At 61.2% G+C, this 16,955-nt stretch carries 16 protein-coding genes and 1 pseudogene; 6 read left to right on the forward strand and 11 right to left on the reverse strand.

Annotated features, from left to right (window positions below; genetic code table 11):
- Nucleotides 1–308: 308 nt before the first annotated feature.
- The 4 genes from WH91_RS02335 to WH91_RS02350 all read right to left on the reverse strand — a co-directional run bounded on the left by WH91_RS02335 (nucleotide 309) and on the right by WH91_RS02350 (nucleotide 2,645).
- Entirely contained in the window at nucleotides 309–653 is a 345-nt protein-coding gene (locus tag WH91_RS02335) for a hypothetical protein (protein WP_046169415.1), read from the reverse strand.
- Nucleotides 654–685: 32 nt separating this feature from the next.
- Complete coding sequence (locus tag WH91_RS02340) at nucleotides 686–1,243, reverse strand: MaoC family dehydratase (protein ID WP_052952537.1); 558 nt, start codon at nucleotides 1,241–1,243, stop codon at nucleotides 686–688.
- Entirely contained in the window at nucleotides 1,240–1,710 is a 471-nt protein-coding gene (locus WH91_RS02345; protein WP_046169416.1) for a MaoC family dehydratase, read from the reverse strand. Before WH91_RS02345 ends, WH91_RS02340 begins: the two co-directional genes overlap by 4 nt.
- 62 nt (nucleotides 1,711–1,772) lie before the next feature.
- Nucleotides 1,773–2,645, reverse strand: coding sequence for an AraC family transcriptional regulator (locus tag WH91_RS02350; protein ID WP_046169417.1), 873 nt, complete (start codon nucleotides 2,643–2,645; stop codon nucleotides 1,773–1,775).
- A gap of 103 nt (nucleotides 2,646–2,748) precedes the next feature.
- Between WH91_RS02350 and melA (WH91_RS02355) the strand changes: the two genes are divergently transcribed.
- Complete coding sequence (gene melA, locus WH91_RS02355; RefSeq protein ID WP_046169418.1) at nucleotides 2,749–4,203, forward strand: alpha-glucosidase/alpha-galactosidase; 1,455 nt, start codon at nucleotides 2,749–2,751, stop codon at nucleotides 4,201–4,203.
- Between the two features lie 151 nt (nucleotides 4,204–4,354).
- Nucleotides 4,355–4,942 (forward strand): LysE family translocator, encoded by a 588-nt coding sequence (locus WH91_RS02360; RefSeq protein ID WP_046169419.1) that lies wholly within the window; start codon nucleotides 4,355–4,357, stop codon nucleotides 4,940–4,942.
- An 86-nt stretch (nucleotides 4,943–5,028) separates the two neighbouring features.
- On the opposite strand, the gene melA (WH91_RS02365) is transcribed toward WH91_RS02360, so the two are convergent.
- From melA (WH91_RS02365) to WH91_RS02385, 5 genes are all read right to left on the reverse strand, one after another.
- Nucleotides 5,029–6,399, reverse strand: a complete 1,371-nt coding sequence (gene melA / locus WH91_RS02365; protein ID WP_046169420.1) for an alpha-glucosidase/alpha-galactosidase — start codon at nucleotides 6,397–6,399, stop codon at nucleotides 5,029–5,031.
- A 12-nt stretch (nucleotides 6,400–6,411) separates the two neighbouring features.
- A complete protein-coding gene (locus tag WH91_RS02370; protein ID WP_082101948.1) occupies nucleotides 6,412–8,082 on the reverse strand; it encodes an ABC transporter ATP-binding protein in 1,671 nt (556 codons plus the stop codon).
- A gap of 11 nt (nucleotides 8,083–8,093) precedes the next feature.
- Nucleotides 8,094–9,227 (reverse strand): ABC transporter permease, encoded by a 1,134-nt coding sequence (locus tag WH91_RS02375; RefSeq protein WP_046169430.1) that lies wholly within the window; start codon nucleotides 9,225–9,227, stop codon nucleotides 8,094–8,096.
- A gap of 53 nt (nucleotides 9,228–9,280) precedes the next feature.
- The gene (locus WH91_RS02380; protein WP_046169421.1) at nucleotides 9,281–10,288 is read right to left on the reverse strand and encodes an ABC transporter permease; all 1,008 of its coding nucleotides are present in this window, start codon (nucleotides 10,286–10,288) and stop codon (nucleotides 9,281–9,283) included.
- 68 nt (nucleotides 10,289–10,356) lie between these two features.
- On the reverse strand, nucleotides 10,357–12,429 hold the full coding sequence (locus tag WH91_RS02385; protein WP_143078280.1) for an ABC transporter substrate-binding protein: 2,073 nt from the start codon (nucleotides 12,427–12,429) through the stop codon (nucleotides 10,357–10,359).
- Nucleotides 12,430–12,590: 161 nt separating this feature from the next.
- Between WH91_RS02385 and WH91_RS02390 the strand changes: the two genes are divergently transcribed.
- From WH91_RS02390 to WH91_RS02400, 3 genes are read left to right on the forward strand one after another with little or no spacing between them, the layout of a single operon-like run.
- Complete coding sequence (locus WH91_RS02390) at nucleotides 12,591–13,514, forward strand: helix-turn-helix domain-containing protein (RefSeq protein ID WP_046169423.1); 924 nt, start codon at nucleotides 12,591–12,593, stop codon at nucleotides 13,512–13,514.
- A gap of 39 nt (nucleotides 13,515–13,553) precedes the next feature.
- Nucleotides 13,554–13,790, forward strand: coding sequence for a ribbon-helix-helix domain-containing protein (locus WH91_RS02395; RefSeq protein ID WP_046169424.1), 237 nt, complete (start codon nucleotides 13,554–13,556; stop codon nucleotides 13,788–13,790).
- Nucleotides 13,790–14,077 carry a type II toxin-antitoxin system RelE/ParE family toxin gene (locus WH91_RS02400; protein WP_046169425.1) on the forward strand — a complete coding sequence of 96 codons (288 nt, stop codon included), beginning with the start codon at nucleotides 13,790–13,792 and terminating at the stop codon, nucleotides 14,075–14,077. Before WH91_RS02395 ends, WH91_RS02400 begins: the two co-directional genes overlap by 1 nt.
- Before the next feature lie 3 nt (nucleotides 14,078–14,080).
- Here the strand turns inward: WH91_RS02400 and ychF are convergent, their stop codons facing one another.
- Nucleotides 14,081–15,178, reverse strand: a complete 1,098-nt coding sequence (gene ychF, locus WH91_RS02405) for a redox-regulated ATPase YchF (protein ID WP_046169426.1) — start codon at nucleotides 15,176–15,178, stop codon at nucleotides 14,081–14,083.
- A 167-nt stretch (nucleotides 15,179–15,345) separates the two neighbouring features.
- On the opposite strand from ychF, the gene WH91_RS02410 reads away from it, so the two are divergent.
- Nucleotides 15,346–16,620, forward strand: a complete 1,275-nt coding sequence (locus WH91_RS02410) for a PQQ-dependent sugar dehydrogenase (RefSeq protein ID WP_425285366.1) — start codon at nucleotides 15,346–15,348, stop codon at nucleotides 16,618–16,620.
- Nucleotides 16,621–16,734: 114 nt separating this feature from the next.
- Here WH91_RS02410 and WH91_RS23010 read toward each other — a convergent pair.
- A pseudogene (locus tag WH91_RS23010) lies at nucleotides 16,735–16,955 on the reverse strand (IS110 family transposase); the annotation flags it as partial.

The raw sequence follows: 16,955 nt of genomic DNA on the forward strand, positions 1-16,955 counted from the left end.
GACGCGTCTGCTCAGGGACGAGCTCGCTTGGCTCTAAGGGGACACACGCTATCTGACCCGGAGCATCGCAAAACACGATGCCCCAAGGCCGATCATCGTCAATCACAGCCTCAAAGCAAACATACAAAGGGGGAGGAGTCTGGCCGGTGAGTTGGGCACGATGGTGCCAAAAAGCTGGATGGAATTCCTCCCCCTATCAGGGGGACTTCGAACCGGCCGCAGGCAAAGTCACGCCAGTGGCGTGATTTTAGGTGAGAAGGCCATGAGGGCTACGCCCGAATGGCGGTGGGGGTATCCGCTAAGGAACTCTACCTAGGCGTGCATAACATCACGATTGAATCCGCCGTTTCCAGCTGGATCGCACTGCCATACTTAGGGTCGGGAATTATTCGACCGGCTTGGATGGAGCGAGTGCTACGCAGCCCGCCGTCATTGAATCCGACGCCGTCTTCGTAGGTGGTGATCGTGCCGGTGCCCGAACTCTTGTCGCCAACGACTGTCGAAGAAAACCCATAGACCTCGCCGTAGATGGTCAGGATTCCGGCCTTGGCTGTGGTCGCATCGCGACAGGCCCAGTTGCCCGAATAGGCTTGCGCCAAGGCCGGCGTGGCGGACAAGGCGGTGAGGGCAGCTATAAGGGCGATTCGGCGCATGAGCGAGACAGTGCAGGTGCGCCGAGGCGCATTCAAGTGCCGCGCTTGAGCAAGGGTCCGATAAGCGGAAGTTTGGTGAGGGCAAGCAACACTTTGAGCTTGAGCGGCATCTTGTAGTCGCGGCGCTTGCTGAAGCCGACGAGATCAGCGCGGTAAACCAGCTCGCCGCGCTGGTTGACGGCGGTGATCTTGTTGAACAGCAGGCCCCAACCGTGAATGGAGTTGGACGCCCGCTTGTCGGTAACCACCAGCTCATAACTCACCGTATCGCCGGGGCGGACTGGCACCTTGAAGTCCATGGAATTGACGCCGGGGGAGGGACCGGAAACGCCGGGCTCCTGGCCGAGGCCGCGCAGCCGTGCCTCTTCGGCAAATAGCGTATCGACCATCATGCGGTGTCCGACGCTGACCGTGTGCCAGCCGCTGGCCACCAGCCCGCCAAAATGGCTCTGCTTGGCGGCCTCGGCATCGACGTGGAAATACTGCGGGTCATACAGCGTGGCGAAGCGCACGATCTCGTCGGCGTCGAACGTATGGTCGCCGAGTGCAAACACTTCTCCCAGGATGATGTCCTCAAACCATCGGGTCATGCCGGGTTCCTCGTCTCGATCAGGTTGGCCAGTCGCATGGTCAGCACCGGGGCGTTCTTCTGGTTCCGCACGTCGAAATCCAGCGTCATGATGCCCCACTGCGGATGACTGCCCGACCGGCGAAGTTCGACAATGCTCACCGTGCCGCCGATGGTGTCGCCGACCATGACGGGATTTTTCCACTTGAGATTGGTGAAGCCAAGCCCACCGGCCGAGGCCACCGTATTGAGGAAACTATCGACCAGCATGCGCAGGCTCAGACCGCCTGTTTGCCAGCCGCTCGAGGCGAGGCCGCCGAGCAGGCTGGCCTTGGCGGCGGCTTCGTCGAGATGGAACGGAAACGGGTCGAACTCGCGCGCGAAGGTGATGATCATCTCCTTGCTCACGGTCACATGGCCCAGATCGATCACTTCGCCGATCGCAAGATCCTCGAAATGGCGGCGGTCCTTGGTGACAAGATTGGTCATTTGCCTGCCCTATACGTCAACTTGGCCGTTTTGCGCTTTTTGGGTGGGGATGGCAAGGTGGCTCACGTCCCCGCCGCCAACCGGCCTGCCGCCCGAAACTCCAGCGGCGCCAAGCCGCGCTTTCGCCGGAATGCCTTGCCCAGGTAGTTTCCATCGGCAAAACCCGTCGCCTTGGCAATGGCCACAACGCTCATATCGGTCGCCAGCAGCAGGCGCTCGATGCGCTCCAACCGCCGCTCTAGCACGAAATCGGACGGCGCGACCCCCACCGCCGCGCCGAACTGGCGCACGAAGTGGCCCCGGCTCATTTCTGCGATGGCCGCAAGGCGCTCGACCTGCAGGGGCAAAGCCAGATTGGCTTCGATATGCGCGACCACCCGCGCCAGCGCCGTCGGCAAGCCCACCTCAGGCACCAAATTGGCGCCGAACACGCCATCATGCAGCGCCGCCATCGCCGTATAGGCGGCGGCCGATGCCTCGCCCGGCGTAACATCGGCCCGCTCGATCAGCGTCAGGCAAGCGCCGGCCATGCGATCGATCACGGCCTCCGGCAGGCTGACCACCGGACCGCGTGCGTCGATCAACTCGCGTGCCAGCCGCAGGGCCTCGCGCCCGTTCAGCACCATCCAGAAATATTCCCAGTGCCCGCCACCCTCCAGCCAGTAGCGATGCGCATGCGGCATCGAAAGCACCATGGTCTGTCCAGGCACCAGCCGGTGATCGACCCCGGCAAAATCCAGCCGGCCTTCACCGACCAGGGTGTGCTGCACCACGAGAAACGGTGCCGTGCCGCGCTGCAGCCCATCCCATGAGTAGACTTCGTTACGGCGTTGTTCATATCCGGCGCTGATCGCCATGCAGTGCAGCGGCATGGCACTCTTCGGCAGCGTCAGGCGACGAACGTCATGACCGTGGTCTAGGAGCTTGGAGAGCACAAAATTACCCTGTTTGGCACAACCTTTCTCTACACCGATCGACGCGTCAACGCTAGCAATGTGTGAACGCATTCGCCTCATCGGTGAATCAGGGAGAATCCACATGTCATTCAAGGTCACGGTGATCGGCGCTGGCTCGATCGGCTTCACCAAAACGCTGATTTTGGACCTGCTCAAGGTGCCGGAGTTCGTCGGTTGCGAGTTCGCACTAACCGATATCAATCCGCATAACCTCGACATGGTGAAGCAGGTCATCGACACCATCGTCTCGACCAACAACCTGCCAGCCAAAGTCACCGCCACCACCGACCGCCGCGAGGCAATCACCGGCGCGCGCTACATCATGAGTTGTGTCCGCGTTGGCGGCCTCGAGGCCTTCTCGACCGATATTTCGATCCCGCTGAAATACGGCGTCGACCAGTGCGTCGGCGATACCATCTGCGCCGGCGGCATTCTTTATGGCCAGCGCAATATCCCCGTGATCCTCGATTTCTGCAAGGATATCAGGGACGTAGCCGAGCCCGGCGCGCTGTTCCTAAACTATGCCAACCCGATGGCAATGAACACTTGGGCGGCGGAAATGTATGGCGGCGTCAATATCGTCGGCCTGTGCCACGGCGTGCAGCATGGAGCCCACCAGATCGCCGAAGTGCTGGGCGTTACCGATGACGAGCTGGACTATGTCTGCTCCGGCATCAATCACCAGACCTGGTACATCGACATCCGCGCCAAGGGCCGCAAGGTCGAGGCAGCCGAATTGATCGCCGGTTTCGAGGCGCATCCGGTCTATTCCAAGACCGAAAAGGTCCGCATCGACGTGCTGAAACGCTTCGGCGTCTACTCCACCGAAAGCAACGGCCACCTTAGCGAATACCTGCCCTGGTATCGCAAGCGCCCGAACGAGATCAATCGCTGGATCGACATGAGCCACTGGATCCATGGCGAAACCGGCGGCTACCTGCGCTATTCAACCGAGCGTCGCAACTGGTTCGAAACCGATTTCCCGGTTTTCAAGGAAGAGGCCGCCAAGCCACTCAGCGAACACAAGCGGACCAGCGAACACGCCAGCTATATCATCGAGGCGATGGAAACCGGGCGCCCCTATCGCGGCCATTTCAACCGCCGCAACAACGGCATCATCACCAACTTGCCCGATGACGCGATCATCGAAAGCCCCGGCTACGTTGACCGTTTCGGCATCAACATGGTCGAAGGCATCACGCTGCCGACCGCCTGCGCCGCCACCTGCTCGGTCTCGATCTCGGTACAACGCCTTTCGGTCGAAGCCGCAATGACCGGCAACCTGGATACGCTCAAGCTCGCCGTGCTGCACGACCCGCTGGTTGGCGCCATCTGCACGCCTGACGAAGTCTGGGCCATGGTGGACGAAATGGTCGTCGCCCAAGCCCAGTGGCTACCGCAATATGCCGACGCCATTCCAGCCGCAAAGGAACGTATGGCCAAGTCGACGGTCAAGACCAGCGACTGGCAGGGCGCCGCCCGCAAGCCGGTCCGCTCGGTCGAAGAACTCCGCGAAGTGGTCGGCGGCCACCACTAGGTTTTACTCATGTCCTCCCGGACAGTGGGCGCCCTCCGGGGCGCCTTTTTTGGTGTATGCGGATGCGTGTAGTTGCTGTCTAACGGCGGTAGGCCCTTGATCCGCGAACGTCGCTATGAACGAATATCGATCTCATAATCGGGACTGATCAATGACGGATGCACTGCCCTTCATAGCCGCGGTGCTCGCCCTACTGGCCACGCCTGGTCCGACCAATACACTGATGGCCGCTGCAGGGGCGCAGCGTGGCGTCGGCCAGTCATTGGTTTTGCTCGTCGGCGAATTGGGGGGCTATTTCATTGCGATCACGCTGTGGATCGAACTGGTGGGCGCGGTTGGGGCGAGCCAGCCGCTGGTGCCGGTGGCAGCAAAGTTCATCGCCGCGGCGTTTCTGCTGTGGTCGGCCTGGAAGCTGTGGGCAGATGCTGGTCATGCGGATTTGGCGCAACGTGGCATTACGCTCGGGCGGGTATTTGTCACCACGCTGATCAATCCAAAGGCGCTGGTGTTCGCCTTCGCCATTTTCCCCCATGTCGGATTTGCCGAGCGCTTGCCGTATCTTGGCGTGTTCGCTGTGCTGGTGATCGCCACGGCGATCGGCTGGATGGCGCTGGGCATGGTCGCGGCACGATCGTCGGCCGGGTTGCTGACCTCATCGCGTGTGGAGCGGATTACCGCCGTAGCGCTAGCGGTGTTTGCGACGCTGCTGGTGGTGCAGACGGTACAGGGGCTGCTTTAACCGCACGTGACTTTCAAACCCAAACGGCCCCAGCAGGGAGATGCCGGGGCCGTTCTTGGAAGCAGGGAGGACTGTTGCGCCGCGAGTTACGCTACGCGCTGCTTCCGGGAGCCGCGGGCCCATTGCGGCAGCATGCTGCCATGGGCTTCGGTGAGGTCGTCGACGAGGTTCCAGATCTGCTCCAGATCCAGCTCGGCGGCGGTGTGGGGGTCCAGCATCGCGGCGTGATAAATATGCTCGCGATTTTCGGTCATCAGCGCTGCGACGGTGAGTTCCTGCACGTTGATATTGGTGCGGATCAGCGCCGTGAGCTGCGGTGGCAGGTCGCCGATATAGGTGGGCTGGATGCCGTTGTCATCGACAAGGCAAGGCACTTCTACGGCGGCATTATAGGGCAGGTTGGTGATGACGCCGTTGTTGCGCAGGTTGCCGTAGATCACCGAAGGCTCGCCGGTCCACACCGAGTTGACGATGGATGAGGCGTATTCCTTGGACTGCGCCACCTCGATGCGGTCAGCCTTCTTGTAGTCTTCCGAGGTTTTTTTCCAGCGGGCGATCTGCTCGATGCAGCGCTTGGGATACTCATCCAGCGGCACGCCGAATTTCGCGATCAGGTCCTCGCGGCCTTCCTTGATGAAATAGGGCGTGTATTCAGCAAAGTGCTCGGAGCTTTCGGTGACGAAATATCCAAGGCGCGTCAGCATCTCGTAGCGCACCTTGTTGTTTTGGCGCGGGTTCCACTTGCTCGGCTTGGGCGCCTTGCCGGAGGCGTAGCCGGCGAGCAGGGCCGGGTAGAGGTCCTTGTAGGATCCGTCTTTCTGGCGATGCTCGAACTTGAGATAGAACGCCATGTGGTTGATGCCGGCGGAGCGGTAGCGGATTTCCTCGTAGGGAATATCGAGGTCCTCGGCCAGTTCCATTGCCGTGCCCTGCACCGAATGACACAGGCCAACCTGCTTGATGGTCGGGTATTTTTCGGCGATCGCCCAGGTGTTGATTGCCATCGGGTTGACGTATTGCAACATGATCGCCTCAGGCGCGACCTGCAGCATATCCTCGCAGATGCTCCAGAGATGCGGCACGGTGCGCAGGCCGCGCATGATGCCGCCGACGCCCAGGGTATCGGCAATGGTCTGGCGCAGGTTGTACTTTTTCGGCACGTCGAAATCGATCACCGTCGAGGGCTCGTAGCCGCCGATCTGGAAGCAGACGACGACGAAGTTGGTGCCGTCGAGAGCCTGGCGCTGGTTTGAGTAAGTCTCCACCGTGGCGGAAACGCCGAGGGTCGAAATCAGCTTGCGGGCGATGATCTCGCTTTCCTCGAGGCGGGTCGGGTTGATGTCCATCAGCCGCACGGTGGCGCCGGCGAGGGCCGGGCGCTGCAGGATGTCGCCGACGATGTTCTTCATGAACACGGCCGAGCCGGCGCCGATGAAAGTGATCTTTGGGTTTGCCATAGTCGAATGCTCCTAAGCGGCTATTTCGAACGCGGCGCGGACAAGGCGGCGCGTATATTCGGTTTGAGGATTGGTGAGGACATCGGCGACCGGCCCCTGCTCGACGATCTTGCCATATTGCATGACCATGACCCGGTGACAGAGGGCGCGCACGACTTTGAGATCGTGGCTGATGAAGAGATAGGACAGGCCCTTTTCGTCCTGGAGCTTGCGCAGCAGGTCGATGATCTGGGACTGCACCGAAAGGTCGAGTGCCGAGGTCGGCTCGTCGAGCAGGATGAATTCTGGTTCGAGCGCGATCGCACGGGCAATGGCGATGCGCTGGCGCTGGCCGCCTGAAAACTCATGCGGGAACCGGTTGAGGATGGTGTCGGGCATTCCGGCATCCTGAAGCGCCTGGCGGACGCGATCGCCGCGTTCGGCGCGGTTGACGCCGATATGATTGACGATCAGGCCCTCCTCGATGATCTGGCGGATCGACATGCGCGGGTTGAGGCTGGAGAACGGGTCTTGGAACACGATCTGCATTCTCGAGCGCAGCGGCCGCATGGCGGCGCGGTCCTTGTTGTCGATGCGCTCGCCGTCGAACAGGATTTCGCCGCCCTGGTTGCCGATCAGCCGGATCAGCGCCTGGCCGAAGGTGGTCTTGCCCGAGCCAGATTCCCCGACGATGCCGAGGGTTTCGTGGCGCATCAGCTTGATGTCGAGTTTGTCGACGGCCTTGAGCTCGAAGAAGTCGGGCTTGAAGAAACCGCCGCGCTTGAGGGTGAAGCTGACCTTGACTTCCTTGCCTTCAAGAACAGTCTCGTGCGGACCGTCGTCGAGCGGCAAGGCCGTGCCCTTGGGCTCGGAGGCTAGCAAATGCTTGGTATAGGCGTGGGTGGGATTGGCGAACAAAGCCTCGGTGGCGTTGTGCTCCTGCACCCGGCCGTTTTGCATGACATAGACGTATTCGCTGAACTGGCGAACCACGGTCAGGTCATGGGTGATCAGGATCACCGCCATGCCGTATTTGTCCTTGAGGTCCTTGATCAGATTGAGGATTTGCGCCTGCACGGTGACGTCGAGCGCCGTGGTCGGCTCGTCGGCGATGAGCACGTCGGGGCGATTGGCCAGTGCCATGGCGATCATGACGCGCTGGCGCTGCCCGCCGGAGAGCTGGTGCGGATAGTTGTTGAGGCGGGCTTTGGGCTCGGGGATCTGCACCTCCACCAGCAGCGCCTCGGCCTTGTCCATTGCCGCCTTGCGGCTCATGCGGTTGTGCAACTGGATGACTTCGCAAATCTGCTGGCCGATCGTATAGACCGGGTTCAGCGAGCTCATCGGCTCCTGGAAAATCATCGCGATGTCATTGCCGCGCAGCTTGCGCATGTCGCGGTCGCTCATGGTGACGACGTTCTTGCCGCTGAGCGTAATTTGGGTCTGCGGCAGGATGGTCGCCCGCTTGGTCAGCAGTTTCATCAAGGCGCGGGCGGTCACGGATTTACCCGAGCCGGATTCCCCCACGATGGCGATAGTTTCGCCTTTGTGGAGCTGGAAGGAAACATCGCGCACGGCATTGACGGTACCCCCCTCGACCTTGAAATCCACCCCGACATTGCGGGCGTCGAGGATCAGTTCGCGGCCATGGCTGCCCAGATCGTGGCGAACATTGGAAACAGGCGTGTGTGTAGGTTCGGTCATGTCCTGCCTCCTCAATAGGGGTCGATGGCGTCGCGCAAGCCATCGCCCAGCGCGTTGAACGCAAAGACGGTGATCAACACGAAGATGACGGGCGACAGGATCCAGGGGTAGGAACCGATCACCGAGAAGGTGCCGGTGTCCTGCAGCATAAGGCCCCAGGAGATCAGCGGCGGCTTCACGGCAAAGCCGAGAAAGCCGAGAAAGCTTTCGAGCAGCACGACGCTCGGAATGGCCAGTGTAATGGAGACGATGATGTGGCTCAGCACGTTAGGCAGGATGTGCCGCGTGATGATGCGGCTATCGGTGGCACCCACGGCGATGGCGGCGCGCACATATTCGATGCGGGCCAGCGACAGGGTTTTGGAGCGCACCTCGCGGCTGAGTTGCGCCCAGCCGAGCACCGCCATGACGAAGATCACGAAGGTGAGGAACACGTTGGATGGTGCGGTCACCGGGATCAGCGAGGTCAGTGCGAGGTAGAGCGGCAGTTGCGGGAAGGCCAGCACAAAGTCGACGAAGCGCTGCACCCAGCTATCGAAGCGACCGCCGATATAGCCCGAGGTGATGCCGACCAGCGTGCCGACGATGGTGGTCAGCGTCACCACGGCAAGCGCGATCATCAGCGAGATGCGCGAGCCGATGATGCCGCGCGAGAGAATGTCGCGGCCAAACTTGTCGGTGCCGAGCAGCTGGATCGGGCGCCCATCGGTCGAGCCGAAAAAATGGATATTGGACGGGATGAACCAGAGCAGCTTGTAGGCAGCGCCGGTGACGAAGAAGCCCGTTGGGGTCGGGTTATCCTTGACCAGTCCAGTGAGCGGCTGGAAGGTCACGGGATCGAATTCGCCAGTATCGCCGATGGGATAGACATAAGGAATCAGGGTGAAACTACCAGCTGGATCCTCGAACGCGATAACGTCTGGCGAGGCGAATGGCAGGTTGGCCTGCTTGGGGTCCATCGGCGCGAAGAAGTCTGCAAAGATCGAGACCACGAGCATCAGTGCGACGAGGACCAATCCGATCATGCCCATGGGCGAGCGCTTGAAGCGGCGCCACACCAAGGTGGCATAGGTTTCGTTGCCGCTGCTGCTGCCGTAGCGCGTGACGACCTTGGGGTTGCCAGCTTCTTCAGCGGGCGTTGGCATCGGGCCGCCAGCGTCGGGCGGCAGCGGGATGGAGGAGCGGGTGTCTACGGTGCTCATTCTGCGCCTCCGAGACGAACGCGCGGATCGAGCGCGACCAGCAACACGTCGGAAATGATGTTGCCGATGATCAGCGTCGCGGCGAGCACCAGCATGAAGGTGGCGGTGACATAGACGTCGCCGACGCCCATCGAGCCAACGATGGCCGGGCCGACGGTCGCGAGGCCAAAGACGATGGCAACTTCGATTTCACCGGTCAGCATGTAGGGCAGCACCACGCCCTGATAGGCGACCAGCGGATGCAGCGCATTTGGCACGGCATGCTTCATGATCACGGCGCTTTCGGGCAGGCCCTTGGCGCGGGCGGTTTCGACATATTGGCTGTTGAGCACGTCGAGCAAATTGGCCCGCATGACGCGCATGTTGTAGGCGAGGCCGCCGAAGGTCGCGATGAAGATGACCGGCCAAATGTGGGTTAGCAGGTTGACGAACTTGTCCCAGCTCCAGGGCGCGCCGCCGTAGCGGGCGGAGAAAAACATGCCCACTTCGCTGACATTCATGCGGAAGACCAGGACGTAAAGAATGATGATCGCCAGAAGAAACCGGGGGATGGTCATGCCGAGGAAGGAGATAATACCGAGGCCGGTATCGACCCAGGAATACTGGCGAGTTGCGGCGAGAATGCCGAGGCCAATGCCGAGGAACGATGCGAGCAGATGGCAGGTCAGGGCGAGCAGGATGGTGGCCGGCAGGCGCTCCATCACGACCTGGGAGACGTCCTTGTTGTAAAAGAACGAGTGGCCGAAATCGAAGCGGGTGACGATGCCGGTGATCCAGCGGAAATATTGCGTGATGATCGGGTCGTTCAGGCCGTTTGCCTGGCGATAAATTTCGGCCTGTGCTTCGGCCACTTCAGCGGTGGCGCCGCCCTGGTTGATCAGCATGGAGCGGATTGTGTCACCATAGTCGCCGGGAGGCGCCTGGATGATGGCGTACGTCACGATGCTGAGCAGGAACAGCAGTGGAATGGCGTTCAACACGCGGAAAGTTACAAATCGAAGCATGGCCGCAAGCCCTTATTTTGGAGGGCAGGGGGACGAATCCCCCTGCCAGAGTTCGCTACGCTAGGGGATCAAACCGGACCCGCACCGCCGGGCTTGCCCGGAAGCGTTTCGGGATGCAGCTCATAGTCACCCTGTTTGTCGGCCGGTACGAAGACACGCTCGCGGATAATGTTGTCTTCGGCCCAGTTGAACATGAAGATCGGGGCGCCGGCCGGGATATTGGCAAAGCGCTTGTTGACGATCAGCGCACCGGGATATTGCGTCAGGCCGACGGAATATACGTTCTCGGTGTAGGTGTGCTGATACTTCTTCATCAGTGCGACGCGTTCGGCATTGTCGCTGGTGGCGACGAAGGCGTTTACGGTATCGACCAGTTCCTGCTCGAATGGGAGCAGGTCGAGCGTGCCGTCAGTGCCGGCGCGGTGGAAGTAGCTGGTGCGTGGACCGGTTGGAGCCAGCGCTGTCGTGCCCTGAACCACCGAGACCATCTCGCTACCCTGGCGTTCGACAGACCAGTCAAACTGGCCGGCCTGAGCCATGTCGTCACGTGCCGTACCGGTCTGGAAGTTGGCGATCACGCGGATGCCAAGTGGCTCCAGTTGCGCGATGACGCCTTCGGCCAAATTGGTGTCGGTGCCGTAGTCGGTGTTGGCAAGCAGGGTGATCTCCAGATCGCCGCCGCCGTTCGCCAGGTTGCGGATGCCATTGCCGTCGGTGTCGGTCAGGCCGAGGCCATCCAGCAGGGTATTCGCGGCTTCGATATTGTAGGGATAGTAGACGGTCGAAGCCTTGTCGTAGAAGGCAGTACCGGCGTAGAGGCCGCCGGGATAAATGGCGGTGAACGGACCGCGGACCAGCGAGTCGCCGAGACGCTGACGATCTAGGGCGATCGAGACGGCCTTGCGGAAGTCCAGATTGCGGTTGAGTTCGCGGATGGCTTGGCCACGCGCATCGGGTTCGCCCCAGCCATTGGCCGAGAAGTTCATGCGCAGGGCGTAGCCGATGGTGCGAGCACCAAACTGCAGACGGGCAGGGGCGGAGTCTTCAGCGGAACGCTTGAGCGATTCCACGAAGCTTTCGGCCTGTTCGAGGTTGGAGAAGTCGCCCGAACCGGCAACGGCCTGAACGTCGCGGTCAGCCCATGTGGACAGGCGATAGTGCATTTCGTTGAGGTATGGGAGCTGGTTACCGGCCTCGTCGACCTTCCAGTAGTAGGGGTTGCGACGCATGACGATGATGTCGTCGGCGCGGTATTCAACCGGAACCCAGGCACCCATCACCGGAATGTTCATATACTCGGGTGGGAAGGCGTTCTTGTACTGCTCGTAGGTATTGGCCGTGTTGTACTTGGGGTGTTCGGGCTTGAGAATATGGCTCGGACCGGGACAGAACGTGCCGTATGCCATGGCATAAAGGTACTGTGTGGGGCGGACTTCCTTGAAGGTCCACTTGATAGTGTAGGGGTCAAGCGCTTCGAGGGTGGTGCCAACGCCGAAGGTCTCGGGTGTCGCGCCGTTGAGCGGGCTGACATTGGTGTCGTTGACGTTGTCGTTCCAGTAGAACATCACGTCGTCGGCGTCGAAGGCGTCGCCGTCGGACCACTTGGCCCCTTCGATCAGGTGCATGGTCAGTTCATGGCCGTCTTCGGACCATTCCCAGCTCTTGGCGAGGTTTGGCAGCGGCTCGAGTTCGTCGGCCTTGATCTCGAACAGCGGGCCAGTGCGGGTCAGGCATTCGGAAAGACCGATGTCGATGCCGCCCCAGCCCTGGCTCTGGCCGCCGATGTAGTTCCAGCCTTCAGGCCGGCCGCCGATGACATGGCGCATGGTGTCGCCATAAACGCCAATGCCGTCGGGCATGTCGCCGGTCTTGTAGACCATCGGCTCCTTAGGGAGGCGGTCCTTGACGGGTGGCAGCGTGCCGGCGTCGACATACTTCTTCGTCACCCAATCGGGCTCGTGATACTCAGGCAGCGCCTTGTATTCGAGAATATCGGTGACGCTGACGAAGTTGGGTTCGCTCTGCGCGGCAAAGGCCGGCGGATCGGGCAATTCGCCTGTCAGTTCCTGCGCATGAATCGCAAGCAGCGAGACGCCCAGCATCAGTCCTGCCCCGCCTAGGGCAATCGTGTGTCGTTTCATAAAACCTCCCATGGCATCGGGCCGGCATTGCTTTGCCGAAACCGGACACTCCCTCCCGGCTTCATCCCGTGCACAGGCCAAAATGGTACGCCTTGCCAGCCTCGATACAATCCGGGATGATAGAGACTTATTCCGGTTTCCTAAGAAATGTACCGATAAGTATGATTGATGAAAAACCGGCCATAGCGCGCGTACCGCGCGAAAAGGCGCCGAAGCCGACGCCGCGTCCCGACCGTAGCTTCTACTCCTCGGGCAAGGCGTTCGGGCGTTTTGGTATCCGCTCCTTCGCTCCGCAACTGATGGAAGCGGCGCATAGCCATGGCCATATCGAGTTCAACTGGCTGACGCATGGCTCGATGGATTATCTGTTCGATGGCGGTCCTGCGACCATGGGTGCCGGGCGGCTTGTCGCCTTCTGGGCCGGAATACCGCACCAGACCATCGCCCTCAGCCCCGAGACTGCCGAGGGGCGGCAACTCAACATCTACCTGCCGATGGATGCCTTTCTCGAAATGCCCCAACTCGGGCGGCTCACCGAAACGCTGATGGGCGGCGGCGTCATCCAGCTCAACCCCGACTGCATTGGGCTAGAAACGCTGGAGCGCTGGCATCAGGACTATCGGAGCGGCAATGCCCTGCGCACCGATATCGTGCGATCCGAAATCGGCACCATGTTTCGCCGCGCCGCCATCACCGGCTGGGACACGCTGCTGCCGGCCTGGGTGGAAAAGACCGGCCCACGCACCCGCACCGGATCGCCGGTGCGCTATGTGGTGCGCATGGTGCGGCACATCGTGGAGAATATTTCCGACCCGCTGAGCGCCGAAGACATCGCAAAAGTGGTGGGCCTCCATCCCAACTACGCCACCAACCTCTTCACCAAGGTGATGCATATCTCGGTGCAGAAATTCGTCACCCGCATGCGCCTGATCCGCGCCCGCTCGCTACTATTCGACGGCAGCCTGTCGATCGCCAACGTCGCCTTCCAGGCCGGCTTCGTCAGCCAGACCCAGTTCTACGAACACTTCCGCAAGGCCTATGGGATGACGCCCAGCCAGATGCGCAAGGATACGATTGAGGGCTGAGGGCTTTTCAACCGTGCAGGCAAGCCTCATATTGGTGCGATGACAGTCACACTCGACATCCCCGACGAACTGCAGGCTCGCGTTGACGCCATTGCGCGGCGTTCTGGCCTTTCGGCGTCTCAGGTGGTCGCGGACGCACTTGCGAAAGGCTACTCGCTAGAGTGGCAGGAGCGCTTTCTGGATAAGGTCGCGGTTGGCGTCGACGCTGCTGATAGCGGCGATTTCGTAACCGATGATGATATGGCACGTGTGCTGAACAAATACCGCCCGGACTGATGCGCATCAGGTGGACTAGGCCCGCGTTGCACAATCTCGAAGAAATCCAGGACTACGTTGCGCAGGACAGTCCGCTCGCCGCCTATAGGCTGGCTCACGAACTGGTTGATCGAGCGGAACAGGGGCTTGGCTCTTCACCCAAAATGGGTCGCGCCGGTCGAGCATTAAATACGCGCGAACTGGTTTTCGCTGATTTGCCCTACATCGTCGTCTATCGAGTCACTGCGAACATCGAAATTCTGGCGGTGGTTCACACCGCCAGAAACTGGCCCGAGTCGTTCGACTGACTTCTACGTGTTAAACTTGAACAGCATTACGTCGCCGTCCTTGACGATGTATTCCTTGCCTTCGTCGCGGGCTTTGCCGGCTTCCTTGGCGGCGACTTCGCCGCCGAGGTTGACGAAATCATCGAAGCCGATGGTCTGGGCGCGGATGAAGCCACGCTCGAAATCTGAGTGGATGACACCGGCTGCGGCGGGGGCCTTGTCGCCCTTGTGGATGGTCCAGGCGCGCGTTTCCTTGGGGCCGACCGTGAAATAGGTCTGCAGGCCAAGGAGGGCATAGGCTTCGCGGATCAAGCGGTTAAGACCCGCTTCGTGCAGGCCGAGCGACTCCAGGTATTCGGCCTGTTCGGCATCGGGCAACTGGGCGAGCTGGCTTTCGATCTCGGCCGAGATGATGACGACGCCAGCGCCGTTATCATGGGCATATTTCTCGACCAGCTTACTCATGGCATTGCCGTGTTCGGCCGAAGCTTCATCGACGTTGCAGACGTAGAGTACGGGCTTGGACGTCAGGAGTTGGAGCTCCTGAAAGGCCTTTTCGTCTTCGGCTGAACGCTCGACAAAACGAGCGGACTTGCCTTCGCGCAGCAGAATCAGGGCGCGGTCGATCAGCTCCAGCGTGATCTTGGCTTCCTTGTCATTGCCCTTGGCCTTTTTCTCGACGCCGTTGCGACGCTTCTCGAGGCTTTCGAGATCGGCCAACATCAGCTCGGTTTCGACCACTTCGGCGTCTGCCAGCGGATCGACCTTGTTGTTGACATGGATGATGTTGCCGTCTTCGAAGCAGCGCAGCACATAGGCAATGGCGTCGCATTCGCGGATATTGGCGAGGAACTGATTGCCCAGGCCTTCACCCTTGGAGGCGCCCTTCACCAGACCGGCGATATCGACAAAGCTCATGCGCGCGGGCAGCACGTTGATCGACTTGCCGATGGTGGCCAGCTTTTGCAGACGTGCATCGGGCACCGGCACGTCGCCCACGTTGGGCTCGATGGTGCAGAACGGGAAATTGGCGGCGGCTGCGGCGGCGGTGCGCGTCACCGCATTGAAAAGGGTCGACTTGCCGACATTCGGCAGGCCGACGATGCCCATCTTGAAACCCATGGGGATGCTCCGGAAACTGTTGGCTTCCACTTGGTTCGGATCGGGCCGGATGTCAATGCGCGCGGCGGCATGGGCGGCTTGCCGTTCGCGGCTGGGCGTCCTATTAACGCTGCCATTCAAGTGAAGTTAGGAGGCGCGCTTTGACCGCCATTTTCGTACTCATCGTCCTGGTCATCGCGGCTGCTGCCGCTTGGTATTATTATCGCGGCCGCCACATGGGCACTTTCGCCCAGGCTTTTGGCACCACGCCGTCAATTCCTGAGGCAAAGCCGCAGGGCGCCATTCCCATGCTGAAAATGCCAACCGCCATGGGTTGGAAGGCAGGGGAGAAGCCCGGTGTCGCGCCGGGCCTAAAGGTCACGCCATTTGCCCTCAATCTCAAGCATCCGCGCTGGGCTTACGTACTGCCCAATGGTGACGTGCTGGTCGCAGAATCGGCGGGCATACCCGGCACGCCCAAGAATGTACGCGACTATGCGATGAACCGGGTGATGAGCCGCGCCGGCGCGACGCGCCCCAGCGCCAACCAGATTACCCTGCTGCGCGATGCCGATGGCGATGGTGTGCCGGAACTGCGCGAAGTGTTCATGTCCGGCCTCAACCAGCCGTTCGGCATGGTGCTGATCGGCGAGACACTTTATGTCGGCAATACCGACGCGGTCGTGGCCTTCCCCTATGAGACGGGCCAGACCAAAATCACGGCGCCGGGCCGCAAGCTGATGGACATGAAGCCGGGTGGCCACTGGACACGCAATCTCATCGCCAGCGCTGACGGCAGCAAGATTTATGTCGCCATCGGCTCGCTCAGCAACATCGCCGATGATGGAATGGAAGCCGAGCAAGGTCGCGCCGCGATCTATGAACTCGATCTGGTCACCGGCCAGAACCGTCCCTTCGCCACCGGCTTGCGCAATCCGGTCGGCATGGCGTGGCAGCCGCAGACTGGCGAATTGTGGACCGTGGTCAACGAGCGCGATGGGCTCGGCGATGAAACGCCGCCCGATTACCTGACCTCGGTCAAGGACGGCGGCTTTTATGGCTGGCCCTTCTGCTACTGGGGCCAGACGGTCGACGATCGCGTGCCGCAGGATGCAGCCTTGGTCGCCAGCGCGCTGCAGCCCGACTATGCTCTTGGTGGTCACACGGCGTCGCTCGGCCTGTGCTGGCTGCCGGAGAACACGTTGCCTGGCCTGCCTGCCGGCATGGTGATCGGCCAGCATGGCTCATGGAACCGCAGCAAGCTCAGCGGCTACAAGGTGATTCTGGTGCCCTTCGCAGACGGCAAGCCGCGCGGCACGGGCATCGACATCCTCGGCGGCTTCCTCGCAACGGACGAAAAGACCTCGCACGGCCGCCCGGTCGGAGTCGCTGTGGCCAAGGATGGCTCACTGCTGGCGGTGGACGACGTGGGTGACGCAGTGTGGCGTGTCAGCGCTGCTTGATCGCACTTCTCGCCAAGCCACCCCCACCCTTGATCCCTCCCCACAAGGGGGAGGGAGACGATGAACACCAACATCGGGCCTAGCGCCCCCTCCCCTGAGCAACCGTGTTTGATGTCAATCGCTTTTGCCCTTCCATGGTGCATCGTTGGCGATGACGGCGTTGGCTGTGGTGATGAGTTTGCGCATGGCGGCGACGATGGCGAGCTTGCCGGGTTTTCCCTGGTCGCGCAGGCGCTGGTAGAAGTCTCGGATCGGGGGATTGGCGCGGATGGCGGAGAGGCTCGCCATGTAGAGGGCGCAGCGTACCGAGAGACGGCCACCGGCAATATGGGCCT

It is taken from the genome of Devosia psychrophila (genome assembly GCF_000971275.1).
Classification (GTDB): domain Bacteria; phylum Pseudomonadota; class Alphaproteobacteria; order Rhizobiales; family Devosiaceae; genus Devosia; species Devosia psychrophila.